The 26,421-nt window shown below is 73.8% G+C and carries 21 protein-coding genes; 9 read left to right on the top strand and 12 right to left on the bottom strand.

The window, feature by feature from the left end; all coding sequences use genetic code 11:
• Positions 1–227: 227 nt before the first annotated feature.
• The 9 genes from trxB to ABZ920_RS01275 all read right to left on the bottom strand — a co-directional run bounded on the left by trxB (position 228) and on the right by ABZ920_RS01275 (position 9,740).
• Positions 228–1,172 carry a thioredoxin-disulfide reductase gene (gene trxB, locus ABZ920_RS01315; RefSeq protein ID WP_361497276.1) on the bottom strand — a complete coding sequence of 315 codons (945 nt, stop codon included), beginning with the start codon at positions 1,170–1,172 and terminating at the stop codon, positions 228–230.
• A gap of 55 nt (positions 1,173–1,227) precedes the next feature.
• Complete coding sequence (locus ABZ920_RS01310) at positions 1,228–2,751, bottom strand: FAD-binding oxidoreductase (RefSeq protein ID WP_361497273.1); 1,524 nt, start codon at positions 2,749–2,751, stop codon at positions 1,228–1,230.
• A 5-nt stretch (positions 2,752–2,756) separates the two neighbouring features.
• Positions 2,757–3,473, bottom strand: coding sequence for a serine O-acetyltransferase EpsC (gene epsC, locus ABZ920_RS01305; RefSeq protein WP_361497270.1), 717 nt, complete (start codon positions 3,471–3,473; stop codon positions 2,757–2,759).
• Positions 3,474–3,577: 104 nt separating this feature from the next.
• Complete coding sequence (locus tag ABZ920_RS01300) at positions 3,578–4,522, bottom strand: 2-oxoglutarate and iron-dependent oxygenase domain-containing protein (protein WP_361497267.1); 945 nt, start codon at positions 4,520–4,522, stop codon at positions 3,578–3,580.
• Positions 4,523–4,552: 30 nt separating this feature from the next.
• Positions 4,553–5,221, bottom strand: coding sequence for a class I SAM-dependent methyltransferase (locus ABZ920_RS01295; RefSeq protein ID WP_361497264.1), 669 nt, complete (start codon positions 5,219–5,221; stop codon positions 4,553–4,555).
• Positions 5,205–6,272: a pyridoxal-phosphate dependent enzyme gene (locus tag ABZ920_RS01290; protein WP_361497261.1), complete on the bottom strand. Its 1,068-nt coding sequence runs from the start codon at positions 6,270–6,272 to the stop codon at positions 5,205–5,207. The genes ABZ920_RS01295 and ABZ920_RS01290 overlap by 17 nt, the downstream gene beginning before the upstream one ends.
• Complete coding sequence (locus ABZ920_RS01285) at positions 6,269–7,231, bottom strand: SUMF1/EgtB/PvdO family nonheme iron enzyme (RefSeq protein ID WP_361497258.1); 963 nt, start codon at positions 7,229–7,231, stop codon at positions 6,269–6,271. Before ABZ920_RS01285 ends, ABZ920_RS01290 begins: the two co-directional genes overlap by 4 nt.
• Entirely contained in the window at positions 7,228–7,860 is a 633-nt protein-coding gene (gene ribA, locus ABZ920_RS01280; protein WP_361497255.1) for a GTP cyclohydrolase II RibA, read from the bottom strand. The genes ABZ920_RS01285 and ribA overlap by 4 nt, the downstream gene beginning before the upstream one ends.
• Complete coding sequence (locus ABZ920_RS01275) at positions 7,857–9,740, bottom strand: WD40 repeat domain-containing protein (RefSeq protein WP_361497252.1); 1,884 nt, start codon at positions 9,738–9,740, stop codon at positions 7,857–7,859. Before ABZ920_RS01275 ends, ribA begins: the two co-directional genes overlap by 4 nt.
• Positions 9,741–10,053: 313 nt before the next feature.
• Between ABZ920_RS01275 and ABZ920_RS01270 the strand changes: the two genes are divergently transcribed.
• Genes ABZ920_RS01270 through ABZ920_RS01255 form a run of 4 tightly spaced genes read left to right on the top strand, consistent with a single transcriptional unit; the run spans position 10,054 to position 16,511 of the window.
• Entirely contained in the window at positions 10,054–13,434 is a 3,381-nt protein-coding gene (locus tag ABZ920_RS01270) for an ATP-grasp domain-containing protein (protein ID WP_361497250.1), read from the top strand.
• 5 nt (positions 13,435–13,439) lie between these two features.
• The gene (locus tag ABZ920_RS01265; protein ID WP_361497247.1) at positions 13,440–13,985 is read left to right on the top strand and encodes an NADPH-dependent FMN reductase; all 546 of its coding nucleotides are present in this window, start codon (positions 13,440–13,442) and stop codon (positions 13,983–13,985) included.
• Positions 13,986–13,999: 14 nt separating this feature from the next.
• Positions 14,000–15,295 (top strand): ATP-grasp domain-containing protein, encoded by a 1,296-nt coding sequence (locus ABZ920_RS01260; RefSeq protein ID WP_361497244.1) that lies wholly within the window; start codon positions 14,000–14,002, stop codon positions 15,293–15,295.
• 31 nt (positions 15,296–15,326) lie between these two features.
• Positions 15,327–16,511, top strand: coding sequence for an MFS transporter (locus tag ABZ920_RS01255; RefSeq protein ID WP_361497241.1), 1,185 nt, complete (start codon positions 15,327–15,329; stop codon positions 16,509–16,511).
• A 405-nt stretch (positions 16,512–16,916) separates the two neighbouring features.
• Here the strand turns inward: ABZ920_RS01255 and ABZ920_RS01250 are convergent, their stop codons facing one another.
• The 3 genes from ABZ920_RS01250 to ABZ920_RS01240 form a co-directional block, all read right to left on the bottom strand.
• Positions 16,917–17,549 carry a disulfide bond formation protein DsbA gene (locus ABZ920_RS01250; protein WP_361497238.1) on the bottom strand — a complete coding sequence of 211 codons (633 nt, stop codon included), beginning with the start codon at positions 17,547–17,549 and terminating at the stop codon, positions 16,917–16,919.
• On the bottom strand, positions 17,536–17,910 hold the full coding sequence (locus ABZ920_RS01245; protein WP_361497235.1) for a hypothetical protein: 375 nt from the start codon (positions 17,908–17,910) through the stop codon (positions 17,536–17,538). The genes ABZ920_RS01250 and ABZ920_RS01245 overlap by 14 nt, the downstream gene beginning before the upstream one ends.
• A gap of 693 nt (positions 17,911–18,603) precedes the next feature.
• A complete protein-coding gene (locus ABZ920_RS01240) occupies positions 18,604–19,053 on the bottom strand; it encodes a GNAT family N-acetyltransferase (RefSeq protein ID WP_361497232.1) in 450 nt (149 codons plus the stop codon).
• A 126-nt stretch (positions 19,054–19,179) separates the two neighbouring features.
• Between ABZ920_RS01240 and ABZ920_RS01235 the strand changes: the two genes are divergently transcribed.
• From ABZ920_RS01235 to pcaB, 5 genes are all read left to right on the top strand, one after another.
• Entirely contained in the window at positions 19,180–20,157 is a 978-nt protein-coding gene (locus ABZ920_RS01235) for an NADPH:quinone reductase (protein ID WP_361497229.1), read from the top strand.
• A gap of 224 nt (positions 20,158–20,381) precedes the next feature.
• On the top strand, positions 20,382–20,936 hold the full coding sequence (locus ABZ920_RS01230) for an SRPBCC family protein (RefSeq protein ID WP_361497226.1): 555 nt from the start codon (positions 20,382–20,384) through the stop codon (positions 20,934–20,936).
• A gap of 98 nt (positions 20,937–21,034) precedes the next feature.
• The gene (locus tag ABZ920_RS01225) at positions 21,035–22,603 is read left to right on the top strand and encodes a class I adenylate-forming enzyme family protein (protein WP_361497223.1); all 1,569 of its coding nucleotides are present in this window, start codon (positions 21,035–21,037) and stop codon (positions 22,601–22,603) included.
• 249 nt (positions 22,604–22,852) lie between these two features.
• On the top strand, positions 22,853–24,832 hold the full coding sequence (locus ABZ920_RS01220; RefSeq protein ID WP_361497220.1) for an FAD/NAD(P)-binding protein: 1,980 nt from the start codon (positions 22,853–22,855) through the stop codon (positions 24,830–24,832).
• A 218-nt stretch (positions 24,833–25,050) separates the two neighbouring features.
• The gene (gene pcaB / locus ABZ920_RS01215) at positions 25,051–26,415 is read left to right on the top strand and encodes a 3-carboxy-cis,cis-muconate cycloisomerase (protein ID WP_361497601.1); all 1,365 of its coding nucleotides are present in this window, start codon (positions 25,051–25,053) and stop codon (positions 26,413–26,415) included.
• Positions 26,416–26,421: the final 6 nt, after the last annotated feature.

The following is a 26,421-nucleotide window of genomic DNA, read 5'->3' as shown; positions in this document are numbered from 1 at the left end:
CCGCACGCTCCCGCACCCCCAGCACGTCCGCCGCCGACCTCACCTGCCCAGTGGCGAGCTACCCCTCACCCACCAGCCCGGCCGTCATGAGCCTGGACCCGACCGGCACCGGACGCACACGCTGGACCATGCGCTGGAAGGGCCGCACTCCAAGCCTTCGACGGCTGCACGCCAAGCGAGCGAGACCACGCACTTCCTGAAGTCGACAGCAAGGTGAAGGTCAACGGTCAGCGGATGGCCGCCAGGTGGCGCTCGGCGTCCAGGGCGGCGGTGCAGCCGGTGCCGGCGGCGGTGATGGCCTGGCGGTAGGTGTGGTCGACCACGTCGCCGGCGGCGAAGACGCCGGGGAGGCTGGTGCGGGTGGAGGGGGCGTCCACCCTGACGTAGCCGGCATCGTCGAGTTCGAGCAGGCCCTTGAAGAGGTCGGTGCGGGGGTCGTGGCCGATGGCGACGAACAGGCCGGTGACCGGCAGGGTGCGGTGGTCGCCGGTGAGGGTGTCGCGCAGGGTCAGGGAGGTGAGGCGGTCCTCGCCGTGGAGTTCGGTGACCTCGCTGTTCCAGGCGAAGGTGATGTTCGCGTCGTTGAGGGCGCGTTCCTGCATGATCCTGGAGGCGCGCAGGGTGTCGCGGCGGTGGACGATCGTCACGGACTTCGCGAAGCGGGTGAGGAAGGTGGCCTCCTCCATCGCGGTGTCGCCGCCGCCGACGACGGCGATGTCGCGGTCCTTGAAGAAGAAGCCGTCGCAGGTGGCGCAGGAGGAGACGCCGCGGCCGGAGAAGTCGTCCTCGCGGGGCAGGTTCAGTCTGCGGTGCTGGGAGCCGGTGGCGACGATCACGGTGCGGGCGCGGTGTTCGGTGCCGGTGGTGTCGGTGACGGTCTTGATGTCGCCGGTGAGGTCGACCGCGGTGACGTCGTCGTCGACGATCTCGGCGCCGAAGCGTTCGGCCTGTTCACGCATGCGGTCCATCAGGTCGGGGCCCTGGACCCCTTCGGGGAAGCCGGGGAAGTTCTCCACCTCGGTGGTGGTGGTGAGGGCGCCGCCGACGAGGAGGGCGCCGGCGAAGACGAGGGGGGTCAGCTGGGCGCGGGCGGTGTAGAGGGCGGCGGTGTAGCCGGCGGGGCCGGAGCCGATGATGATGACGTCGCGTACGGCGTCGCCGGTGTGGGTCACTGTGAGTCCTTCGGTCGGGGCGGGGCCGTGCCTGGGGCCGCCTGGCGGGGTGGGTTCAGTCGATGGCCTGGGCGAAGCGGAAGAAGCGGGTGGGGTCGTAGGTCCGCTTGACGGTCTGCAGACGGGCGTAGTTCTTGCCGTAGTAGGCCTGACGCCAGGTGGTGAGGGCCGGGTCCATGTAGTTCTGGTACGACTCGTGGTTGGAGTGGGCGTCCATGGTGCTGTGGGCCTTGTTCACCCAGGCCTGGGCACGGTCGCGGTCGCTCTGGGCGGGGTCGGCGGTGGGCAGGGTGACGGCGAAGCCGGCGTTGAGCACCGAGTCGCGGTGGACGAACGCGGTGGCGGTGGGGGAGATCTCGTTGATGCGGCCGCCGTAGGGGAACAGGCCGAGGAAACGGAACTGGCCGGGGCTGGGGTCGGCGGTGAGGGCGTCCAGGGCCTGCTGGGCGGCGGCCGGGGTCCAGGGCGTGGCGAAGTACTGGTTGCGCTGGGTGATGTGGCTGTCGCGGGAGAGCTGGGCCTCGGGTGTGAAGCCGATGCGGTGGCATTCGGCGACGGTTTTGTCGCCGCAGCCGTACACCTGCATCATCGCCTGGGGGTAGGGGAGTTCGCTGCTGGTGCGGCTGGTGCCGGGGTGGCCGATCGCGGTGGTGAGGCGGTCCAGCAGGCGGTCGCAGTCGGTCTTGGTGCCGTGGTAGCCGCCGGTGAGGACGACGGTGGGCTCGGCGCCGGCGGGGGCGTCGGTGGAGTGCAGGAACAGCAGTTCGCCGGCGAGTTCGCGGGGTGCCGATGCCATCCAGTCCTGCCAGGCGAGGATCACCTGGAGGGCGTCGGTGTAGCGGAAGTTGAGGTTGAAGAGGGTCAGGACCGGGATCCGCACGGGCCGTACCTCGTAGTCGGTGACGATGCCGAAGTTGCCGCCGCCGCCTCCGCGCAGGGCCCAGAACAGGTCGGGGTGTTCGGTGGCCGAGGCGCGTACCGTGCTGCCGTCGGCGAGGACGACGCGGGCGGAGACGAGGCGGTCGGCGCCCATGCCGTACTTGCGGGAGGCGTGGCCGAGGCCGCCGCCCTGGAGCCAGCCGCCCATGGCGACGGTGGGGCAGGTGCCGCCGGCGACCTGGATGCCGTACGCGGAAAGGGTGTTGACGACGTCGACGCCCTGGCTGCCGGGGCCGAGGTGGACGGTGGAGCCGTCGACGCGGACGGCGCTCAGGCGGGAGACGTCGATGACGAGGCCGGGGCTCGTGGAGTAGCCGGCGGCGCTGTGGCCGCCGCTGCGGACGGCGGTGGCCAGGCCGTTGTCCTGGGCGAAGCGGATGCAGGTGGCGACGTCGCTGTCGGTGGCGCAGTAGGCGACGGCCTGAGGGTGGACGGCGTCGAACTGGGCGAGCTGGAGTTGCCGGGCGGTGTCGTAGCCGGCGTCGGCGGGCAGGACGAGGCGGCCGGTGAGCTTGTCCCGCAGGGTGCTCCAGTACACCGCGGTGCCGGCGGCGAGGACGAGGCCGCTGGTGGTGGCGGTGAGGGCGGCTGCCGCGGTGGCGCCTGCCGAGGCCCGTATGAGGGAGCGTCTGCTGAGCACGTGGATCACTCTCCGTTGTGTCCGTGGGCGGGACGGGGGTGTGCGGGTGTGCGGGGACAGGTGCAGCATCCGTGAGGACGGTGGGGGTCCGGCGGGATCGGGGCGGAATTCGTCATCTCCGTCCCCGTCGTGCGGGCTTGGGGTGGGACGGCGGGCCACCGGGGGGTCGGCGGGTGGCCGCGGGGGGGCCGGGTGGTCGTGCCGGCCGCGGGCAGGTCGTGCAGGACCAGGGAGTGGGCGGCGATACGGCATCCGTCGCCGACGGTGACCGGGCCCAGGACGGAGGCACCCGTGCCGATCAGGACGTGGTCACCCACGACGGGGTGGCGGCGCCGGCCGCCGCCGCTGTCGCGCAGCCGGCCGCGGGAGCCGAGGGTGACGTTGTGATAGAGCGTCACGTCGTCGCCGATGACCGCGGTTTCGCCGATGACGACGCCGAATCCGTGGTCGATGAAGGCGCGTCGGCCGATGCTGGCACCGGCGTGGATCTCCATGCCGGTCAGCAGCCGGGCCAGACGGGTGAGGGCGGCGGCCCGCAGCCGGTGGCCGCGCAGGTAGCGGCGGTGGGCCAGCCGGTGCAGGGCCAGTCCCTGCCAGCCGGCGTGCAGCAGCGCCTCCAGGCGGCCGGAGCAGGACGGGTCGCGGTCGAGGACGGCCTGGAGATCCTCGCGGATCAGCCGTGACAGCGGGAGAGCTCCGCCGGTGGCGGGGGGCCTCGTCACGCCAAGGCGGACGCGCCTGGCCATGCCGGGACGGGGGTCGGGGCGGGGGGTGGTGCCCCTGGCGCGGGCGGCCGATTCGGCGCCGGTGGTGGGTGGTGCGGGGGTCATCGGGCCGGGGTGGGGACGGGCGGGGTGTCCAGGCGGTTGATGCGGTACATCGTGCGCTGGAACAGTTCGTCCGCGGTGAGGGTCGCGAAGCGCTGCGGGCCTGTTTCGGCGCCCGGGACGCGCAGGGGGGTGAGGGCGGTCCAGGGTGCGGGGTGGCAGAACTGGACGATGGACAGGCGTCCTTCCCGCTGGTCGGGCCGGGCCACGACGCGGTGTACGGCGGCGCGGGCGAGGCCGTTGGTGAGCCGGTCGAGGACCATGCCGACGTTGACGACGGCGTAGCCGGGCGGTGCGTCGACGGCCAGCCACTCCCCCTCGACGAGGACCTCCAGGCCGGACGCGGTCGCCCGGGGCAGGGCGGTGATCAGATCGAAGTCCTGGTGTTCCACCGCCCATACGTGCCGGTCCGAGGGGGCCTGCTCCATCGGCGGGTACCAGGTGGCCCGGTTGACGACGGGGCCGTCCTCCAGCATGTCGGTGAAATAGTCGGGGTGGGCGCCGAGTGCGTCGGCGAGGGTGCGGACGACGTCGTGCTGGAAGCGCACCATGCGGGTGTGCAGTTCGCGCAGCGCGGATCCGATGCCGGGCACCATGTGGTCGGGGAAGTACGGCTCGGGGTAGCGGGCGGGGTAGCGGACGCGCAGCGGGTGCTGGGCGGGCAGTGGCGCTCCCCAGTGGAAGAGTTCCTTCCAGTCCGGCACGGCGCCCTGCTCGGCGTGTTCCACCAGGGGTGGGGTGTAGCCGGACTGGCCGTTGCTGCCCGCGACACGGCAGGTGTTCTTGCTGTCGCCGTCCAGGGCGAAGAAGGCGTGCAGGAAGGCGTACGCCTCGTCCAGGAGGCTTTCGGGAACGGTGTTGCGGACGAGGAAGAACCCGTCGCGCAGTGCGTCGCGCAGGTGCTCACGGCCGCCGGGCCGTTCCAGGTCGATTTCCTTGAGCATGTTGTCGTCCCTTCACGGATGACGGGGCGGTCATCCGTCGGTCGTGCGGAAGGAGAGCACCAGGTATTCGAGCCAGTGGCCCTGGTACTGGAAGTTCCGGTCGATCACCAGGCGGTTCGCGGGGGTGAGGCCGGCGTCGGTGTACAGGTCGGTGACGGACTGTTCGGTCAGCCACCAGTTCAGGCGGCCGTCGTCGAGGGGGAATGCGGCGATCTCGCCGTGAGGGCTGAGGAAGACGCTGACGACGAGGACTCCGCCGGGCCGCAGCAGGCGGGCGCCGTGGGCGGCCCAGGCGGGCCAGTCGGCGCGCCGCTGGTGGTGCAGGCAGCCGTTGTCCACCACGAGGTCGATGCCGGTACGGGCGTAGTCCAGGAAGTCGCCCTGGCGGAAGCGGGCCCGGCCGCGGGGCGGCGGCGGGGCGTCCCACACGTCCAGCAGGTCCAGGCCGGTGGTGTCGGCGTCGAGCCGCTCGGCGAGCTCGGCGCTCTGGTGGCCGCGGCCGCAGCCCACGTCGAGGATCCGGCGGCGGCCGGGGCCGGTGGCGGCCGGGGCCTGGGCACAGGCGAACCGGGTCACCTGGTCGTTGGTGGCGGCGCCGGTCCACGAGTCGCGTTTCTGGCCGTACCAGTGGCCGAAGGAGTCGGCGACGGTCCGCCGGTAGGCGGCGTAGTCGGCGGGTGTGTCAGTGGTCGGCGGCATCGGCCCACTCCTCGGCTGTTCCCCGGCCCGCGGCGACAGCCACCGCGTGGCGGCCGCGCGGGCCCCGGTCGACGATGCGGGAGGCGGCCAGCCAGGCGCCGGCGGCGCTGCTGGAGACGGCGACCTGCTGGATGCGCTGCAGCCGGCGCATCGCCTGGAGCGCATGTGTGTAGTCGATCTCGGTGAAGGTGAAGTCGTCCTCGTACGGGGCCAGCAGGGGCTGCCTGAGGCCGTGGCCGAGGCCGCCGGTGCCGTTCATGCGGCGGGCGCCGCCGGGGGCGCGGTGGTCGCCGTAGGGGGCTTCCGCGGGGAAGACGGCGATGGGCGTGCAGCGCGGCCAGCGGTTGCGCAGGGCCTGGGCGGTGCCGACGAGGGTGCCGGCGGAGCCGACCGCCGCCGCGAGCGCGACGGGGCGTATCCCCTCCTGGGTGAGGCGGGCGGTGATCTCGGCGCCGGTGCGTTCGCGGTGCACGGCGACCGCCTCGGGGGCGCAGTGCTGCAGCAGCAGATGGCGTCCCTCGCGTTCGCAGATGCGTACGGCCTCGTCCATCGCGCCGAGGAATCCGGTGCCTTCGGGCCCGTGGGTGACGTGTGCGCCGTGCCGGCGCAGGGCGCCGACGAGGCGGTCGGGCGAGCCGTGCGGCACGGCCAGGTGCAGGTCGAGGCCGAGTGCGGCGCACATCTCGGCGAGGGCGAGGGCGAGGGAGCCGCCGGAATACTCCACGAGCCGGACGTCGGGGGTGCCCGCGCGGGCCACGGCCGCGCACAGCAGGGCGTAGGCGGTGCGGGCCTTGACGGTGCCGGTCAGGTTGGCGGCCTCCGCCTTCAGCCATACGGTGCCGCGGCCGGCCCGGCTGGCTACGGGGACCAGCGGGGTGGCGCCGACCGCGGGCTTCAGCGCGGCCAGGCGGGGCAGCAGGCGCAGGGCGCGCCGCTCCAGCGGGGCGAAGGGTGCCTCGATGTCGGCGCGGCCGGGGCGGCGGGCGGCGAGCGCCCGCTCGATGCCGGCGGGCCGGACGGCGGGGGGCGCCGTCATCACCGGCGCGGTCATGAGGGGCGCTCGCTGGTGGCGAGACGGAACCCGACGGGGTAGAGCGGGCCGGGGAAGGCGCCGTGGCGGCGGCGGGTGCGGGTGAGGTCGCCGAAGCGGGCGAAGCTGCCGCCGCGGGCGACGCGGTAGGTGCCCATCGACTGGGCCAGGTGGTCGGCGATGTGTTCCCCGCCGGGGTAGGGGGCGTAGTCGTCGGCGGTGAACTCCTCGACGTTGCCGCCCATGTCGTGCGCGCCGAACGGGGCCTGGCCGGCCGGGAACGCGCCGACGGGGGTGGTGGTGTGCACGCCGGACTCGCGGGTGTTGGCGGCGTCCGGGTCGAAGCCTCCCTCCCACGGGTAGGGGCGCCCTTCGGGGCCTTTGGCCGCGTACTCCCACTCGGCCTCGGTGGGCAGCCGCCACGGGTGGCCGGTGCGCTCACTGAGCCAGCGGGCGTAGTGGTCGGCGTGCTCGGCGCGGACGCCGGCGACGGGGTGGTTGGAGCGGTCCCAGGGGTAGGCGCCCAGGTACCAGGTGGTGGGGCGGTCCTCCAGGCCGGTGTCGGCGAGGAAGTCGCGCCATTCGCCGTTGGTCACCGGGTAGCGGGCGATGTAGAAGTCGGCGATCCGGACGGCGTGTTCGGGGGTCTCCTTGGCGATCCAGGACTCCTCCACGCCCTTGTCGGCCCAGGCCCGGGTGACGTAGCCGGTCTCCTCGGCGGGCAGGCCGATGGGGACGGTGGCGCCGGGTACGAAGCAGACGGCCGGGGCGGGGGTGATGCGCGGGTCGCCGAGCAGGGCCAGCATGCCGCCGGCGGCGAGCCGTTCGGTCAGCGGCAGCGACGGGTCCTCGACGGCGGCGGCCAGGCGCAGCCGGTCGGCGGAGGGCCGGGGGTGCGGCGAGGAGTGGACACGGGCCGGGTCGGCGAGGTCCGCCTGCTCCTTGAAGTGCGGGGACCGGGCGATGTCGTCGAGGTTCATGCGCTCGCCTCCTTCAGCAGCGCCAGGGTGTGGCCGCTCCTGGCCTTGGCCGACAGGTAGCGGGCGTTGTCCTCGGTCAGGTGGACGGCGGTGGGCAGGACGGCGTCGACGCTGATGCCGAGGGCGCGCAGCTGGGCCACCTTGTCGGGGTTGTTGGTGAGCAGCCGGATGCGGGTCAGGCCCAGGGCGCGCAGCATCGCGGCGGCGGCCCGGTAGTCGCGCTCGTCCTCGCCGCGGCCGATGATGCGGTTGGCGTGGAAGGTGTCGATGTCCTGGTCCTGCAGGACGTAGGTGTCGAGCTTGTTGTAGAGGCCGATGCCGCGGCCCTCCTGGCGCAGGTAGAGCAGGACGCCGCCCTCGTCGGCCAGGGCGGTGAGCGCCTCGTCGAGCTGGGGTCCGCAGTCGCAGCGGGCGGAGCCGAACACGTCGCCGGTCAAGCATTCGCTGTGCAGCCGCACCAGGGGCACGGTGCCGGGCGTGTGGGGCAGGACGCAGGCGATGTGCTCCTGGGCGTCGGGCAGGCCGTGGAAGGTGACGAGTTCGGCGGCGCGGCCCTGCGCGCGGTGGAGGGCGATGGGCACGCGGGCGCGGATCGAGGCGACGTGCGGCAGTGTGGTGAGGGGGTTCATGCTGCCCTGTTTTCCCTTGTGCGGGCGGCGGCCGGGCGGGTCGCCGTGGGGGCGGTGAGCAGCTCGTCCAGGTGCAGCGAGTGGCGCACCTCGGGCCGGCCGGCGAGGTCGAGGCCGACGACGAGGACACGTCCGTCCCAGCCGGCGACGGCGACGGTGCCGTCGGTGAGGCGGTGCATGCAGGACAGGCCCTGGGCGAATTCGGCCAGGACCCGGCCGGAGGCGAGGGTGTTGGCCGAGTCGTCCCAGTCGACCTGCCAGGCGTACAGGCCGAAGTCGTAGGAGCCGGCCAGGAGGACGGGCCGTTCGGCGTCGCCGAGGAGGGCCACGCACTTGACCGACTCGTCGGGGCCGAGGAGGGTCTGCACCCGCTCGGCGCGCCAGGTGCCGTCGGGCAGGCGGGTGAGCCGGCCGGCCTTGACGGTGTGGTCGCGGGAGGCGCTGGCGGCGGCCTGGGTGCCGAGTGCGGCGACGGCGTTGACGAGGTTGCCGTGCTCCCACAGCTTGCTGCGGCCGTGCGGCCCGCCCGCTTCGACGGTGCGGTCGGTGGCGGCGGACAGGAAGCCCTGCTCCACGGCGGTGAGGGACTTCACGGAGCCGTCGTGTGCCTCGATCCGCTCCACGACCTCGAGGGTGCCGGGGGCGAGGAGGAGGAACTCCCCGTTGTAGGTGCCGGCGACGAGGGTGCCCTCGTGGACGGTGAGGGAGGGCACGGGGGCGCCGAGGCCGGTACTGGTGGTGAGTGTGGTGCCGTCGTGGCGCAGGACGTGCCCGGAGTAGGTGCCGGCGTAGACGGTGTCGCCGTCGGTGGCCAGGGACAGGATCGGGCCGTCGGTGAAGGGGGTGGTGCGGACCGTCTCGCTGCCCCAGGCGTCGGTCGTCACGGCGACGACGAGGCCGGAGTCGGTGCCGATGAGCAGTTCGTCGCCGTGCTGGGCCAGCGCGTTGGGGCCGTGGGTGGCGGCGTCGGGGGCGGTGATCTCGCGGCCGGTGTGCAGGTCGTACAGGTGGGGGCCGTTCCAGAAGCTGCCGGCGGCGACGACGCCGTGGGCGACGGCCACCGAGCGCGGCCACACCCGGCGGTCCTCGACGCGGTGCAGGCGGGCGCCGACGACGTCGAAGTAGTGCAGGGCGCCGTCGTAGGCGCCGACGACGAAGCAGGAGTCGTCCTCGGCCCAGGCGACCGCGCGGGCCGCGGAGGTGGACACAGGGACGGTGCGCACCACTTGGAGGTCGGCGGTGAGCAGGTCGACGGAGCCGTCGTCGCGGGCGACGGCGAGCAGCCGGCCGGAGTGGGACCAGGCGCAGCCCTCGATGGAGGAGTCGTAGCGGCGGGTGCGGGGCTCGGCGGGGCTGTCGGGGTCGCTGACCGCGACCAGGCCGTCCTCGCCGACGGTGGCGACCAGGCCCTGTGCGCTGACCGACACCATCATGCAGTGCGCCTCGTGCGAGCCGACCTCGGCGAGGAACGTGCCGTCGACGGCCGACCACAGGGTGGCGCGCCCGTCCTCGGAGACGCAGATGAGCCGCTCGCCGTCGGGCAGCCAGGCCACCGAGTTGATGTCGTCGGTGTGCCGGGCGAGGACGGTGTGCAGGGTGGTGCGGCCCTGTTCGCCCACCCGCCAGATCGCCACGGTCTTGTCGGCCGACGCGGTGGCCAGTACCTCGGGGTCGGCCGGGTTCCAGGCGGAGGCGTTGACCAGGCGGCGGTGGCGCAGCCGGGCCAGCGGGGCGGGGCGGGACGGGTCGCCGGTGTCCCAGACGATCACCGTGCCGTCGTACGAACTGGTGGCCAGGCGCTGTCCGTCGGGCCTGAATCCCACGTGGGTGAGGGGAGCGGAGTGGCCTGATCCGTAGGCCGGAAGGTCAATGGTTCGCACGCCGTCTCGTCCTTTTTTCTCGGATGGATCGGTTACTGGGACTTCTCGGTCTCCCGGTCTGTCGAATTCCTGATTTCCCGGGTGCGCCGATCGCCGAAATTAGGCGGGTGGCTTGACGAGTGGCGAGCGGATGACACGCAATCTGGCAACTTCCGGTATTCCGGCCCGCAGTGTTGACAGCAGGCCCGGCGCCGCGTCAACGGGGGGCGAGGGGACCACTTGACCCATTCCTCCGGGCTTCCTTGAGGGGTTGGGCGGGCCGGGCGGACGCTGGCGCGGAACGTCAGGACCGGGGGCCAGGGAGCTGAGCGGCGTGCACATAGTTCTGGTGGAGACGACGTCGGTCCGCGGATTCGACATGGTCGCGGAGATGGCGGACTCGGGAATCGAGGTGAGTTTTGTCACCGGGAACCTGGACGCCTATCGGGGAAAGCCGGGATTCGACCTCTCCTCGCGGGCCGCGCGCATCATCGAGGTGCCGTCCCTGGCCCGCGGGGGCCTGGCCGACCGGCTGCGCGGCAGGCTCGGTCCCGCTCCGGTCGACGGTGTGATCGGCCGCGACGAGGTGTATCCGTTCGCGGTCGCCGAACTCGCCCGGGACCTGGGGGTGCCGCACGAATCGCCGGCGACGGCCCGGATCCTCGGCGACAAGGCCGCGGTACGCGCCCGTCTCACCGAGCACGGCGTCGGCTCGCTCGCCTGGCGGGTGGCCGGCACCGAGGCCGAGGGGCTGGCGGCGGTGGACGAGATCGGGCCGCCCGTCGTCGTGAAGCCCACCGCGGGCGGCTGGTCGGTGGGGGTGACCATCGCCTGGACCCGGGCGGAGGCTGCCCGCGCCCTGGCCGAGGTGCTCGGGGTGCCGGCGGGCCGCGACGGTGCGCCGCCGCGGGCGCTGGTCGAGAGCTACGCGGTGGGCCGGCACGTCAGCGCGGAACTGCTGGTGCAGGGCGAGCGTGTGGTGCTGCTCGGGTTCGCCGAGCGACGGCCCGCGCCGCCCGGCCAGGCCGCCGAGCTCGGCGGCCACTTCCCCGCCTGCATCGAGCAGGAGGCGGCTGCCCGCGCCTTCGTCCTGGACGCCGTACGCGCCCTGGGCATCCGTGCCTCGGCGGTCCACGCCGAACTGCTGCTCACGCCGACCGGGCCCGAGCTGATCGAGATCAACGCCCGCGTCGCCGGGCATGTGGTGGCCCGTCAGATGTCGCTGGCGCTGGGGCGTTCGCTCATCCGCGACCTGGTGGCGCTGGCCGTCGGGACCCCGGTGCAGGAGGCCGCGCCACCGGAGACGGTCGTCGCCCTGCACCAGCTGTACAGCCCCGTGGACGCGGTGGTGCGGGGTGTGAAGCCCGTGGACGCGCTCACGCCCGAGGTGGTCGAGACGTACCTCACGGTCGAGCCGGGCGACCGGGTCCGGGCGCTGCGCACGAACCACGACCGGTTCGGCCATGTGCTGGCCCGCGGCCGCACCGGCGAGGAGGCCGCACGCGCGGCCGCCGATGCCGCCGGGCGCATCCTGACGTCGCTGGAGCTGGAAGCGCAGCCGCAGTCGGGGCCGAAGCCGCGGACGGTGGCGGAGCCCGCCCCGGACAGGGCCCCCGGCGGCGACCACCTGCTGGTGCTGCTCGGCGCCGACGACCCGGCCGAGCAAATCCTGACCGCCGTGGGAGCCGTCACCGCACGGCTGAGCGTGTTGTGGACCGGGGGGCCGGACGGCGAGGACGAGGCGCGGGAGCTGTGGCGGCGGTACTTCCGCGGGCACTGGCACAGCGCCCGGTCCGGACCGGGCATCCGGGCCGCCGCCCGCCTTGTCCACGCGGCCGAGGCGGTGCGCGCCGCACTGACCTTCTCCTCCTCCCCCGTGGCACGGCAGTTGCGCGACGGCGCACCGGCCGCCGTGGCCGGTGACCGGCCGCACGGCCACACCGTGGTGGTGGCCGCGCACCGCGGCACCGCTCACGCCCTCGCCGTCATCGACGAGGAACCGGACGCCCGGCTGTGCCCGTCGGGCCTGAGCGCGCCGCAGAGCGGCCTGCTCGCCGAACGGGCCGTGCGCGCGGTGCGTGAGGCAGGCGTGCAGGGCGTGCTGCGCTGCGCCTTCCCCGCCGACGCACCGGACCTGGGCGAGCTTGTCCTGCTGCCCGGTCTGGATGCGGCGACCATCGACCTGTACGACGCGGTGCACACCCGCAGCCTGGTCTGCGCCGTCGCCGAGGCCGCCCTCGGCCGCGGCCCGCGCGGCACGAGCCGTGGCACGGTCGCCGTGCAGCGCGAGGTGCCGGCGCCCGGCGGCCGCTTCCGGGTGGTTCAGGCCACCACCGCCGGGGAACTGAGCGCCCGGCCCGGTCTGTTCAGGGCGCAGGTGCTCACCGGCGCCGGCGACGTCCACGAAGGACCAGGGCCCGCCGTATGGCTGCGGCACACCGTGGTCGCAGCCGGCCGGGAGGAGGCGAGGCGGGCCGCCGCACGGCTGGAGGACTCCCTCGTCCTGCGCACCGCCTCCCTGGACCGCACCCACGTCCTGCTGCTTGACCGGCTCGGGCCCGCCACCTGGACCGTGGCGGACGGCTCCTCGCCGGTGCTGGGCGCGGACCGCTTCCGGCTGAGCGTGATGACGTCGGCGGCCGGATCCGGGCCCGCCGAGCTGACCGTGCGCGCCGACCTGGGTGACGACTTCGCGCTGGAGCATCTGGCCCGCGCCGTGCACGCGGCGCATCCGGTGCACCGGGTGGCCGCCATGTCGGAGCGGCTGCTCGAACCCGCCGCACGGCTGCGGCGGTTGCTGGGCGTGCCGGGCGAGGGACCCGAGGAGGTGCGCCGCTTCGTGGACAAGGCCGTCATGAAGCGCATCGCCCGCCGCCACGGCATCCGCTGCGCCGACGGACTGCTCGCGCAGACCCCCGAGGACGTGACGGAGATGTTCGACCGCCACGGGAAGATCGTCCTCAAACCGAGGGCCGCCTCCGGCTCCCAGGGCGTGACGGTCGTCTCGTCCTGGCCGGCTCTGCGGATCTGGCTGCGCGAGGAGTTCGTGCCGGGCACGCAGCTGTGCGAAGAGTTCGTCGACGCCCCGATGTGCCACATCGACGCGGTCGTGCACGACGGCGAGCCGGTGTGGGACGTCTCGCTCTACGAACGCGACACCCTGGCCCTCAGGAGCGGCCGGCCGCTGTCGTCGGCGACCGTGGCCGACCCGGCGGTGCGCGCTGCCGCCGGACGGCTGCTGGCGCAGGTCGTGGACGCCTGGCGGGTGGGCTCGGGCGTGCTGCATCTGGAGGCGTTCGTCACAGGGGAGCGCCTGACGTTCTGCGAGGTGGCCGCGCGGCCCGGCGGCGCCGGCATCACCGAGGCGTTCCGCGCCACCACCGGCGTCGACCTGCGCCACGCCAAGATCCTCGCCGACGCGGGCGAGGACCCCCTCGCCGGGCGCCGCGAGCCCGTCGCCGCGTACGCCGGCTGGACCGTGCACTACAGCGGCGGCGGACGGCTGCTGGAGTACGACGACTCCACGGTGGCGCCGCAGGCCCACTTCCGGTCCGTGCCAGGGCGCGTCGGCGACACCGTGCCCGCGTCGACGTTCTCCGGCACCGGGGTGAGCACCCATGTCTTCGTCCACGACTCGCACCGCGAGCTGTCGCGGCTGCTGGCCCGGGCCGAGCAGGAGATACGCGTCGTGACCGGCCCGGCCGGCGAGGGGTGACGGCGGTGATCCTCGGCATCCTCGGCAGCGCCGCCAAGGACTCGGTGACCCGCGAGATCCTGCTGCGGGCGGGCGAGCGCATCGACCGGGCCGGCGTCGGCTTCGAACTGATCGACCTGGCCGTGGAGTTCCCTCAGCCGCACGCGCTTGAGCACTACGACGATCCGCCGCCGGGCAGCCAGACCGCGCTGTTGCGCGCCCGGGTCGCCCGCGCCGACGGCGCCGTGCTCGCCACGCCCGTCTACCACGGCTCCTACAGCGCGCTGCTGAAGAACGCGCTGGACCACCTCACCGGCGACGCGCTGGCCGGACGGCCGGTCGGCCTGATCGCCGCGGGCGGCGGGCCGCGCGGCGCCGGCACCGCCTGCGACCAGCTGCGCACCGTCGTCAGGGCGCTCAGCGGCTGGGCCGCGCCCACCCATGTCGCCACCACCAGGGCCGACCTGTCCCCCGGAGAACCTCTCGACTTCCTCGACCGGCGGCTCGACGTGCTGGTCGGCGAACTCCTGTCCTTTGGCGCGTCCCGCGCGTCCTTCCCCGTCCTCAGCTGAAAGGCCTCACCATCATGGGCTCCCCCCACCTTCTGCTCCTCGCCGGGATCGGCGGCCACGCCCCTGACGAGGCCCTGGACTCGCTGTCCACCCTGACCGGCACCGTCAGCGTCGTGTACGTGACCGCCTGGCGCTCCTGCGAGCAGGTCCGCGCCGACTGGGAACGGCGCGGTCTGCGCGGTGAGTTCGTCGACGCCGCCGACCTGGACGCGGCGGTCGAGGCCGCCGCCGCCCTGCACGGCCGGCTGCCCCTGCACGGCGTGGTGACCTATTCCGAACTGCTGCTGCGCCCGCAGGCCGAGATCGCCTCCCGGCTGGGCCTGCCCGGCAACCCTCCCGAGGCGGTGGCCGTCGCCCAGTCCAAGGCACGCCAGCGCCTGGTCTTCGCCGAGCACGGCGTGCCCTCACCGGAGTTCGAGGTGATCACCAACGGGCGGGATCTGGCGGCCGCCGCCGCGCGCGTCGGGCTCCCCGGCGTGTTCAAGCCCTCCCTGGGCGCGGGCAGCCAGAGCGTGCGGCTGGTGTCCACGTACGCCGAGCTGATCCACGCCTTCACCGCCGCGCGCGCCGAGAAGACCGCCTTCCTGCAGTCCGACGATGCGTATCTGCTGGAGCAGCGGATGGCACTGGAGACGGACGGCGACAGCGGATACGCGGCCTACTGCAGCGTGGAGTCGCTGCTGGCCGACGGCACCGCCCACCACCTGGCGGTCTCCGACCGGCTGCCGCTGGAGCACGGCTACGCCGAGGAGGGCGTCGTCCTGCCCAGCCGGCTGGACGAGGCGACCCAGGCTGCCGTCGCCGACGTCGCCGAGCGGGCGATCCGGGCGATCGGGCTGGTCTCGGGTGCCGTGCACACCGAGATCGCGCTGACCGCCGACGGACCGCGTGTCATCGAGGTCAACGCGCGTGCCGGCGGCCCGCTGCCCACCATGTTCAAGGTGGCCGCCGACTACGACTACGCCGCCGAGATCGGCCGTAGCGCACTCGGCCTGCAGCCGTCCGGGCCGCCGGAGTTCACCCGGGTCGCCCTGCTGCGGTTCCTGCCCATCCCGGCGGGCAACTGGCGGGTGGCCGCGCAGGCGCCGGTCGAGGAGGTGCTGCGCGCCTTCCCCGAACTCGTCTACGTCTCCCCCCGCTTCACGCCCGGCCAGCAGGTCAGCAGGCAGCGCACCTTGCACCTGGCCAGCTTCATGGTGGGCGCCCCCGACCGGGCCACGGCCCGCGCCGTCACCCGGCAGGTGGAGCGGGCCCTGGACATCCGGCTGGTGCCGGGTTTCGACGCGACGACCGGGGCGGACCGTGACTGATCCCGGCACGTGCAAGGAGGCGCCGGCGCCGGTGCGCAGGTACTACGCGGTGGGGCTGTGCGACGCTCTGGGCCTGGGCATGTATCTGTCGCTGTCGGTGCTGTTCCTCAACAGGGCGGCCGGCCTGACGAACCAGCAGATCGGCATCGTGCTGGGCATCTCGGGCGTGGCGTCCCTGCTGGGCGCCATGCCCATCGCCCGGACGGCGGAACGGCTCGGCGTGCGCGCCGTGCTGGGCGCTCTGTTCGCGATCCGCTGCGCGGCCTTCCTCGCCCTGTCGGCGGTCTCCTCCTTCGGGCAGGCGCTGGGCGCGGCGGCGGCGGCCGGGCTGCTCAGCCGCGGCGTCGGCCCGCTGATCGAGTCCGGGCTGATCAGCCGGGTCCGTGACGCGCAGGCCGTGGGCGCACTGGCCCGGCTGCGGACCCTGCGCAACGCCGGCATGGCGGCCGGGGCGCTGCCCGCGGGCGCCGCGATCGCCGCCGGCGAGGCGTGGGCGTACCGGGCGGTGCTGGTGGCGTCGGCGGTGCTGTTCCTGTGCTGCGCCGCGGTCTGCCGCGGCTTCCCCGCCTCGGTCGCCGCGCCGGCCGGGCCGGGCGGGCGGACCAGGATCCTGCACAACCGGCCTTTCCTCGGCATCACCGCGCTGTACGGGGCGTTCACGCTGTCGGCGTTGCTGCTGGGCATCGGGATGCCGTTGTGGATCGTGCAGCAGACCCAGGCCCCGTCGTGGAGCGTGACGCTGATCCAGCTGCTGAACACGGTGATCGTCGTGGTGTTGCAGGTACGGCTGAGCAGGGGCTCGGAGCGGCTGGCGCGGGCGCGGGCACTGATGTGCCTCGGGGGTCTGCTGGCGGGGCTCGGCGCGCTGGTGGTGCCGCTGACGGCGCTGGGCGCGGGGCGGCTGGACCTGCTGGTCGTGGTGGGGGCGGCGGTGCTGCTGTCGCTGGGCGAGCTGCTGATCACCGCGGGGACGACGGGGGCGGCGCTGCTGCACATCCCTCAGGACCAGAAGACCAGCCATCTCGCCGCGCTCAACCTGGGTTTCGCCGTGACGACGGTCGTCGGCCCGCCGCTGATCAGCACCACCGTCGGCTGGGACTGGGCCGGCTGGGTGGGCTGGGCGGCGCTCTTCACGACCCTCGGCCTGCTCGCCCTGCGTGTTCCCGGGCCGCGGTCCCGGGCTCGGCGTGAGCAGGTGGCGACAGTGGCGGTCTGAGGGGGCGCGCCGGGTGGGCACGAGGGGTGTGGTGCACGGACGGAGGCGGTGTGTGGGGGTGTGCTGCGGGCGTTGGCGGCTGAGGCCGTGATGCGGGCGCCGGGCGGTGTGAGGCCGTGGCACAGGCGCCCGGCAGCACACGTTCCGTGATACAGGAACCCAGCGGCACCAAGCCCACGGCACAAGCACCCGGCAGCAACGCCCGCCGGTACAGCGCCCGTCGCGTTACGAGAGCCCGTGCTACGGGCGCCCGACGGTGGTCGTGTGCTGGGCCGCTGTCCGGGTGGCCGTGGGGCGGTGATTCTGCGGCGGGTGAAGGCCCGCGCCCCGGTGGTGGGAAGGCCCCGGGGCGCGTGGTCGCCCGCGTCGTCCGTACGGGGTCGGGGCGACGCGGGCCCGGGGGCGTCAGTCGAAGACCGGGCCCTGGGTGCGGGAGCGTTTGAGCTCGTGGAAGCCGGGGCTGGAGGCCAGCAGCAGCAGGCCGTCCCACAGGTCCAGTGCCGCCTTGCCGTGCGGGGCGGGGGTGATGACCGGGCCGAAGAAGGCCGTCGCGGTACCGTCGGGGCCGGGCAGGGCGATCACCGGGGTGCCGACCTCCTGGCCGACCCGGTCGATGCCCTCCCGGTGGGAGGCCCGCAGTTCGCGGTCGTAGGTGTCCTGGTCGGCGTAGTCGATCAGGTTCGGTGCGAGGCCTGCCTCCTCAAGTGCTCCGGCTATCGCCTCGCGGCTCGGGCCGAGGCCCTGCCGGTGGATGCGGTTGCCGAGCGCGGTGTAGAGGGGGCCCGTGACGTCGTCGCCGTACTTGTGCGCCGCGGCGGTCACCACCCGCACCGGTCCCCAGCCCTCGGTCAGGAGCCGGCGGTAGCGCTCGGGCAGGTCGTCACGGCCCTCATTCAGCACGGCCAGGCTCATGACGTGCCAGCGGATGTCGAGGGCGCGGTGTTCGGCGACCTCCAGCAGCCAGCGAGAGGTCATCCACGCCCACGGGCACACGGGGTCGAACCAGAAGTCGACGGGGGTGGGGTCAGCTGCGGGCACGGTCGTGTTCTCCTTCCTCGCCCGCGACCCGCTCCAGCAGGGCACGGGCCTCGGTCCTGGCCGCCGTGGCACCGGGGACGTCGGCTACGGCGAACAGGTGCGCAAGCTGGGCCGCGAGCCGGCCATCGCCGACGTGGTGCAGGGCGACGGCGCCCTCCCAGAGCGTGACGCGGATACGGTCCGCGGTCAGTTCCTGGTCCCCCGCCGTCGCGACGAGCAGGCGATGGGCGAGCCGGCGCTCCAGCGGGCCGGGACTCCAGGCTCCGTCGGCCAGGTCCTGCGCCAGGGCGGCCGTCAGCTCGGCGAGCCGTCCGGCGGCCGGGGCGTCCTGCTCGCCCGGGGCAACGGTGGTGTCGGTCATGGAGGTGGTTTCCGCTTCCTTGTCGTGCCGTTCGCGCCACATACGGCTGCCCGCGGCGCGGGTGCCGGGCGCTGCGGCGTGCCCACACGGTCGGCGCAAACGGTCGAGGCTCGGCCAAGGGGGGACCAAGGCATGGGCCGGCGGGAGGAACGGGGGGGAGTCCGCAGCGGGGTGGCACCGGCCGACGGGCAGGGCGCGACGACCGGGGTACGGGGATGACACAGCGACCGGCGCGGGACGGACCGACCCGATCCCGGCGGGACGGAACGGCCGGGAGGGGACGGCCGGGACGGAACGGCCGGGACGGAACGGCCGGGACGGAACGGCCAGGACGGAAGGGCCGGGACGGAACGGCCAGGACGGAACGGCCGGGACGGAACGGCCAGGACGGAACGGCCGGGACGGAACGGCCAGGACGGAACGGCCGGGACGGAACGGCCAGGACGGAACGGCCGGGAGGGGACGGCCGGGACGGAACGGCCGGGCGAGCCCGCGGTGTCCCGACGGCCGCCATGGTGCCGGCGAGGACTCCTGCGTGCTCGGGCCCGCGCGGGCTGCCCCTCCTGGCCCAGCCGGGCGGGGCGTTCGTCCCGCGGGCGTGGCAGAAGCGGTGGCGGCGGGGTTGGTGGTGCCGCAGTCGAGTGTGCTCGGGCCTGCGGGCCCGCCCTCCTGGCCGGGCGGGGCAGGTGGGCGTCATGTGCCGGTGATGTCCCGTGTGAAGTGCAGGGCGGAGATGTTCATCCGGCGGGCGTGGTAGAAGCGGTGGGCGGCGAGGTTGGCGGTGCCGGAGTCGAGTTCGACGCGATGGCAGCCGGCGGCACGGGCCCGTTCGGTCAGATGGGTGAGCAGGGCCGTTGCGATGCCGGCCGAGCGGCGGTCGGGGTCGGTGACGAGGTCGTCGACGAAGAGGATCCGGCCACGGCTGGTGGCCAGGGCACGGTGCGTGGCGACCGCCAGGCAGTGGCCGTGGCTGTCGTGGGCGGCGGTGAACACCAGGCCCTGCGCGTGCGCCTCGGACGCGAACCGGTCGAAGTCAGCTTCGGTGAGCGCGGGCCGCAGGGTGCGCATCAGGGGCCGTATGTGCGCGGACATGCGCCAGTCGTCGGGCACCACATCGGTCAGGGTGAGGGACACGGCGGACATCGTAGGGGCGCCATGGCCGTCCCGTGCGCCCGAGTTGACACACCGCCGGGCCGACCTGACGGACCGTGCCCGTGATCGCCGCCGGGGCTGCCGCGGGCGTCGGGGCCGGTGCCAGACTCGGCGACCATGCGTGCCGCTTACATAACCCAGCTCGGCTCCCCCGGCCTCATTCGTCACGGCGAGCTGCCACCGCCCGTGCCCGGCCCGCACGACGTGCTGGTCGACGTCGAGGTGAGCGCCGTCAACCATGTGGACACCTTCGTCCGTTCAGGGGCCTGGCGCACCCCGCTCGAGTTCCCCTTCGTCATCGGCCGCGATCTGGTCGGCACGGTGGCCGCGGCCGGCCCGGCCGCCACCGGCTTCCGGCCCGGCGACCGGGTGTGGTGCAACAGCCTGGGCCACGACGGCCGCCAGGGCGCCGCCGCCGAGCAGGCGGTGGTGCCCGCGGACCGGCTCTACCACCTGCCCGACGGCGTGGACCCGGTCGACGCGGTGGCGCTGGCGCACCCGGCCGCGACCGCGCACCTGGCGCTGTTCACGCACGGACGGCTGCGCGCCGGCGAGACCGTCGCCGTGCTCGGCGCCGGCGGCAACGTGGGCAGCGCGGCCGTCGTGATGGCGGTCCGGGCGGGCGCCCGGGTGATCGCTGTCGCCTCCGGCCGCGACGAGCCGTACGTACGGTCCCTGGGCGCCGACCATGTCGTCGACTACCGCTCGGACGACGCCGCCGGGCAGATCCGGGCCGCCGCCCCGCACGGCGTGGACGTCCATGTCGACACCTCCGGCCGCAACGACCTCGACACCGCGGTGGACCTGCTGGCGAGCCGGGGCCGGATCGTGGTGCTGGCAGGGCTGCGCACCCGTCCGGTGCTGCCCGTGGGGCCGCTGTACCTGATGGACCGCTCCGTGCACGGCTTCGCCATCTCGCACGCCGACACCGCCCAGCTCGCCGACGCGGCCCGCGGCATCAACGGGCTGCTGGCGGCGGGCCGGCTGCGCCCGCGCGCCACCGAGGTCCTGCCGCTGAGCGATGCGGCCGAGGCCCACCGCCGCCTGGACGAGGGGAAGGTGCACGGCAAGCTCGTGCTGCGCGTGCACGACTGAGAGCCGCCCTCTGCGCTCCGTTGCCGGTGGCGGCGTCACGTACGGCTGTCGCGGCGCCCTCGCGTGTTTGCCGCGCCGGTGATTCCCGCGCGTACGCCGGGCGCCGGTGATTCCCGTATACGAATGCCGTCAACTCCCCGGCTGCGGGCGGGCCGGAATTGAACTTGACGGACCCCGGACGGCTTCATTGCTCGGCTTCTGCGGGGATCGGCAGGATTGCCGCCATGACAGCGAACACCGAAAGCGTCATCAACCATTCCCCGCTCTTCGAACTGGACGCCCGAATTCGCGTTTCCGCGACCCCGGCGGAGGTCTACTCCGTGGTCAGCGACCTGACCCGCAGCAAGGAGTGGAGCCCGGAGTGCATGGGCGGCGAGTGGACCGAGGGCGAGCCCTCGGCGGTCGGCTCGGTCTTTCGCGGCGAGAACCTGCGCAGCGAGGACGTGGTCGGCTGGGCTCCGCTGGTGCGCGGCACCTGGTACACCGAGGCCCGCGTGGTGGCCGCCGAGCCCGGCCGGACCTTCCGCTGGATGATGCTCACCCACGCCCGCGAGGACCAGGAGTCGATCTGGGGCTTCGATGTCGAGGACGCCGGCGAGGGCACCTCCTGGCTCGTCCACCACTTCCGGATGGGCAAGGCCACCGCCGGAATCCACAAGATCGTCGCGGATCTCGACGAGGACGCGCGGGAGCGGTTCATCGCCGACTGGACCGCGAAGCTCGAGCAGGACCTCGACGACACCCTCACCCGCATCAAGGACGTCATCGAGAAGAACTGAGGCCGCCCGCCGCAATCATCCGCACCGGCAGGCCGTCAGGTCCGTAATCCGGCAACCCCCTTTCAGGAATCCGCAGCCATGGACGAGAGATCGGTTACATGTTTCTCCAGCGAATAGGAAGCAAGGGAATTCGGCTCGGCACGCTGTTCGACCGAGCGGCGGCCCGGCATCCGGCGAATTTCGTGGTCCTCGACCACGACCTGGACATCGCCCCCCGCCTCGGCCGGCGCGCGACGCTGACCGAACTGGCCGACCTGGTGGACGACTTCGCCTCCCGGCTGTGGTCCGTCAAGGTGCGCCCCGGGGACCACGTCGTGGTGCACAAGAGCGACGGCTTCGACATCTCCCTCCTCGCCTGCGCCGTCGCCCGCACCGGAGCCATCCCGGTGCTGCTGTCGCCGAAACTGGACGGCGCGACGGTCGCCGAGCTGCTGCGCCGGGTCGGGCAGCCGTTCCTCGTCACCGATCAGGACAAGCTCGCACACGACCTGCCGGCCGAGGTCTTCGGTCTGTCCCGCAAGGTGCTGCTGGCCTCCGGCGAGTACGAGGGAGCGACGTCGTTCGCCTCGCTGGCCGGCGTCCAGCGCGTGCCCGCGGTGTCCATGCCCATCGACCACCCGACGCTCATCACGCACACCTCCGGCACCACCGGCACGCCGAAGCTGGCCGTGCACACCGGTATGAGCTTCCAGTCCCGTTACCGGCCGCAGGCCACCGTCGTGCGCAGCGCCGTGCGCCGCAGCGAGCCCATCGCCATCCATGTGTCGTTCGTGCACTCACGGATGTTCACGGCGATGCCCATCTCGATCCTGCAGGGCCACCCGCTGATCATCCTCAAGGACGACGACCCGCAGACCGTGGGCGAGCTGTTCACGCAGATCCCGCCGGGCTTCATCGAGGCCCACCCCAACACGTTCCTGCGCTGGGAGGTGCTGGCCGACGACCCGCGCGGGCCGCTGGCGAACGTGAAGTACTTCTCCTCCACCTTCGACGCCATCCACCCGCGCACCGTCAACACCCTGCTCAAGGCCTCCCGCCGCAAGGGCCGGCGCTTCGCCCAGGCCTACGGGCAGAGCGAGGTCGGTCCGATCGCCGCGCGCACCTACTCGCTCAAGGACGGCGCCGACTTCAACGGCCGCTGTGTCGGCGTGCCGTTCCCGGGCATGACCGGGGTGCGCGTGGTCAGCCGCAACGGCGCGCCGGTGTCCAAGGAGAACCCCGGCTTCATCGAGGTCAGGAGCGACGGGCGGATCGTCACCTACCTCGGTGAGCACCAGCGCTGGCAGCAGCAGGTCAACGACGGCTGGTGGCGCATGGGCGACCTCGGCTACCGCACCAAGTGGGGCTGCCTGCACCTGCTGGACCGCGAGGTCGACGAGATCCCCGGTGTGCAGTCCACGCTGGAGATCGAGGACAAGCTGTTCACCCGGCTGCCCGAGCTCGTCGAGGTCATCATCATCCCCGGCCCGGACGGGCGTGCGGTACCGGTGGTGTGCACGCGCGACGACGCACCGCTGGACGAGATGGCCTGGAAGACCGCGGTGGTCGATCTGCCGGCCCTGGGCGATCCGGTCCAGTGGCGGCTGGAGGACCTCCCGCAGACCGCCACTACCAAGATCAAGCGCCTCGAACTGGCCCGTCTGCTGGCGGCCGGTCCCGGCGAGTAACGGTTTCCGGCGGACCGGGCGGGCTCCAGGACCGCTGCCCGAGCGGCGGGCCGCGCGCAGGCCGCAGGCCCTGGCCGGCCGCCCGGTCCGCCCCCGCGTCCCACGCCTGTGACCGTCTCCCGGCCCCGCACGCCGTCAGTACCCGGGCCCTGCTCCCCGGTGCCCCTTATGTCCCCTCGTCCGCGGCAGGCGGCCGGCTTCCCGCTCTTCCGGCCGCCGGTCGCCCCTGCCCAGAAACGGAGTACCCGCATGAGCAGCACCCTCGAGGTCTGCATCATCGGTGCCGGCCCTCGCGGGCTGTCGGTGCTGGAACGGCTGCTGGCCAACGAGAGCCGTGCCCCGGCGCACAGCGCGGTGACGGTCCACGTCGTCGACCCCTCGGCGCCCGGCGCCGGAACGGTGTGGCGCACCGAGCAGTCGCAGCATCTGCTGATGAACACGGTGGCTTCGCAGATCACCGTCTTCACCGACGACAGCGCCCGGATCGACGGCCCCATCGAGCCCGGCCCCAGCCTCTACGAGTGGGCGCAGGGCCTGGCCCTGCTCGGCGACCCGGCCAAGGCCGGCGAGGCCGTCCTCGCCGAGGCCCGGCGTCTGGGCCCCGACTCCTACCCCACCCGCGCCTTCTACGGCCGCTACCTGCAGGACTGCTTCGAGCACATCGTGCGGTCCGCTCCCGCCCACGTCGAGGTCCGGGTGCACCGCTCGCGCGCGGTCGCCGCGGCCGACACGCACGGCGTGCCCGGCGGCCCGCAGGGCGTCCGCCTGGAGGACGGCACCCGGCTCAACGAACTGGACGCCGTCGTGATGGCGCAGGGCCATGTCCGGGCCCGGCTGTCGGCGCGCGAGGCACGCACCGCGAGCCTGTCGCGCATCCACCACCTGACCTACGTCACCCCGGCCAACCCGGCCGACCTGGACCTGACCGGTGTCCGGCCGGGACAGAACGTGCTGCTGCGCGGGCTCGGCCTGAACTTCTTCGACCACATGGCCCTGTTCACGCTGGGCCGCGGCGGCCGCTTCGAGCGTACGCCGGGCGGCGGGCTCGTCTACCGCCCCTCGGGGAGCGAGCCGAAGCTGTACGCGTTCTCCCGGCGCGGCATCCCGTACCACGCGCGCGGCGAGAACGAGAAGGGCTCCACCGGCCGCTACTTCCCCCGCCTGCTGACCGCCGAGTACATCGCGTCGCTCAAGGAGCGCTCCGCCGCCGGCCGGCCGGTCGACTTCGGCGAGGACCTGTGGCCGCTGATCTCCCGCGAGGTGGAGAGCGTCTACTACGGTGCGCTGCTGAGCGAGCGCGGCCAGGGCGAGCGCCGGGAGGAGTTCACCGGGCGGCTGCTCGCGCTGGAGCCGGACGCCGATCCGGGCGCCCTCCTCGACGCGTACGGCATCCCGGCCGAGGAGCGCTGGGACTGGGAGCGCCTGTCGCGGCCGTACGGCGAGAGGGAGTTCGCCGACCGTGAGGAGTTCACCGGCTGGCTGCTCGCCTATCTGCGGCGGGATGTCGAGGAGTCCCGCAAGGGCAATGTCAGCGGTCCGCTCAAGGCCGCCCTGGACGTGCTGCGCGACCTGCGCAACGAGGTCCGCCTCGCGGTCGACCACGGCGGTCTGGAGGGCAACTCGCACCGCGACGACCTGGAGGGCTGGTACACGCCGCTCAACGCGTTCCTGTCGATCGGCCCGCCGTCCTCGCGCATCGAGGAGATGATCGCGCTGATCGAGGCGGGCGTGCTGACGCTGACCGGTCCGGGCACGCAGGTCCGCATCGACACCACGGCCCAGGTGTACGTCGCTACGTCGGCGGCGGTGCCGGGCGAGCCGGTGCGGGCGACCGCGCTCATCGAGGCCCGGCTGCCCGAGCCGGACTTGCGCCGCACCGACGACCCGCTGCTGCAGCACCTGCTCGACACCGACCAGGCGACGCCGTACCGGATCGCGGGCGCGGGCGGCACGGCCTACGAGACCGGTGGACTCGCGGTCACCGAGCGTCCCTACCGGCTGCTCGACGGCCGCGGCCGCGCCCACCCGCGGCGCTTCGCCTACGGCGTGCCCACGGAGTCGGTGCACTGGGTGACGGCGGCGGGCATCCGGCCGGGCGTGGACTCGGTGACGCTCGGCGACTCCGACGCGATCGCCCGCTCGGTGCTGGCACTGCCGCCGGTGGCCCATGTGCCGGTCGCTGTGCGTCCGGTGGACGCCGACAGCGACCTGTCCGGGGTGATCGTGTGACCCTCTCCCCCGACGGGTCGGCGGACACCGGGCTGCTGTCGCCGGTCACGGCCGGCTCTCCCGCCGAAACGGCCACCGGCGGTGATCGGGCGACCCCACCCCCCGGCCACCTCACGAACACCGGACCCCGGTCCCCGCTCACCCCCGGCACACCCGCCGAAGCGGGCACCGACCGTGACCGTGCAACCCCGTCCCCCGGCCACCTCACCGACGCCGGACTGCTGTCGCCGGTCAGGGCCGGTACGCCCGTTGAGGTGGCTACCGGTGACGGGGCCTGGCTGCAGGCCATGCTGGATGCCGAGGCGGCTCTGGCACGGGCGCAGGCCTCGCTCGGGACGTTGCCGGAGGAGGCCGCCGAGAGCATCACCCGGGCGGCCGACGCCGGGCGGCTCGACCTGCGCGGGCTGGCGCTGGCCGCCCGGGAGACCGCCAATCCGGTGGTCGGCCTGGTGAAGGCGTTCACCGCGGTGGTGGCCGAACAGGACGCGCGGGCCGCCGAGTACGTGCACCGGGGCTCCACCAGTCAGGACATCCTCGACACCGGCACCATGCTGGTCGCCCACCGCGTGCTCGGGATCATCCGGGCCGACCTCACGCGCACCGCGCGGGCGCTGGCGGAGCTGGCCGGCCGGCACCGGGACACGCTCGCCGTCAGCCGCACGCTCGCCCTGCACGCCGTACCGACGACGTTCGGGCTGAAGGCGGCCGGCTGGCGGCAGCTGGTTCTGGACGCCGAGGCGCGCCTGGCCCTCGTCCACGAGGGCGGACTGCCCGTCTCGCTCGGCGGGGCGGCCGGCACGCTGGCCGGCTACCTGGAGTACGCGGCCGTCGGCGACGACGGCCGGCGGCCCGAACCGGGCGTGTATCTGGACCGGTTGGTCGACGCGTACGCCGCCGAGACCGGTCTTGCCCGGCCCGTGCTGCCCTGGCACGCGCTGCGCACCCCCGTCGCCGATCTGGCGTCCGCGCTGGCGTTCACGGCCGGTGCGCTCGGCAAGATCGCCGTCGATGTGCAGTCGCTGGCCCGTACCGAGGTCGGCGAGGTCGCCGAGCCCGGCGCGGACGGCCGCGGCGGTTCCTCCGCCATGCCGCACAAGCGCAACCCGGTGCTCGCCACCCTGATGCGCAGTGCCGCCCTGCAGGTGCCGGCCCTGGCCGCCGCGCTCACACAGTGCCTGGTGTCGGAGGACGAGCGGTCCGCCGGCGCCTGGCACGCGGAGTGGCAGCTGCTGCGCGAGTGCCTGCGGCTGGCCGGCGGAGCGGCCCACACCGCGGTGGAGCTCGCCGAGGGGCTGCGGGTCAGGCCCGAACGGATGCGGGTCAACCTGGACATGACCGGCAGTCGGATTGTGTCGGAGCGAGTGGCCGCACAACTCGCCCCGCTGCTCGGCAAGGCCGAGGCCAAGAAGCTGCTGACCGACGCCGCGCGGGAGGCGGGCCGTACCGGCCGCCCGCTGGCCGAGGTGCTCGCCGGACTGCCGGGCCTGCCGTCCGGCATCACGGGCGAGCTGGCCGAGCTGTGCGACCCGGCCGGATACACCGGAGCCGCCACCGCCCTGGTGGAGCGTGCGCTGCGGCGCTGAACCCCA

The sequence above is a fragment of the Streptomyces sp. NPDC046831 genome, from assembly GCF_040645305.1.
GTDB lineage: Bacteria > Actinomycetota > Actinomycetes > Streptomycetales > Streptomycetaceae > Streptomyces.
Note: the sequence above shows the minus strand (reverse complement) of the source record. Positions and strands in the feature narration are given on the sequence as shown.

Excerpts from the sequence above, each read along its gene's own strand:
- ABZ920_RS01240 (WP_361497232.1), bottom strand. The coding sequence starts at position 19,053 with ATGTCCGCCGTGTCCCTCACCCTGACCGATGTGGTGCCCGACGACTGG.
- ABZ920_RS01225 (WP_361497223.1), top strand. The coding sequence starts at position 21,035 with ATGTTTCTCCAGCGAATAGGAAGCAAGGGAATTCGGCTCGGCACGCTG.
- ABZ920_RS01295 (WP_361497264.1), bottom strand. The coding sequence starts at position 5,221 with ATGCCGCCGACCACTGACACACCCGCCGACTACGCCGCCTACCGGCGG.
- ABZ920_RS01235 (WP_361497229.1), top strand. The coding sequence starts at position 19,180 with ATGCGTGCCGCTTACATAACCCAGCTCGGCTCCCCCGGCCTCATTCGT.
- ribA (WP_361497255.1), bottom strand. The coding sequence starts at position 7,860 with ATGAACCCCCTCACCACACTGCCGCACGTCGCCTCGATCCGCGCCCGC.
- ABZ920_RS01285 (WP_361497258.1), bottom strand. The coding sequence starts at position 7,231 with ATGAACCTCGACGACATCGCCCGGTCCCCGCACTTCAAGGAGCAGGCG.
- ABZ920_RS01245 (WP_361497235.1), bottom strand. The coding sequence starts at position 17,910 with ATGACCGACACCACCGTTGCCCCGGGCGAGCAGGACGCCCCGGCCGCC.
- ABZ920_RS01290 (WP_361497261.1), bottom strand. The coding sequence starts at position 6,272 with ATGACCGCGCCGGTGATGACGGCGCCCCCCGCCGTCCGGCCCGCCGGC.
- ABZ920_RS01220 (WP_361497220.1), top strand. The coding sequence starts at position 22,853 with ATGAGCAGCACCCTCGAGGTCTGCATCATCGGTGCCGGCCCTCGCGGG.
- ABZ920_RS01260 (WP_361497244.1), top strand. The coding sequence starts at position 14,000 with ATGGGCTCCCCCCACCTTCTGCTCCTCGCCGGGATCGGCGGCCACGCC.
- ABZ920_RS01230 (WP_361497226.1), top strand. The coding sequence starts at position 20,382 with ATGACAGCGAACACCGAAAGCGTCATCAACCATTCCCCGCTCTTCGAA.
- ABZ920_RS01300 (WP_361497267.1), bottom strand. The coding sequence starts at position 4,522 with ATGCTCAAGGAAATCGACCTGGAACGGCCCGGCGGCCGTGAGCACCTG.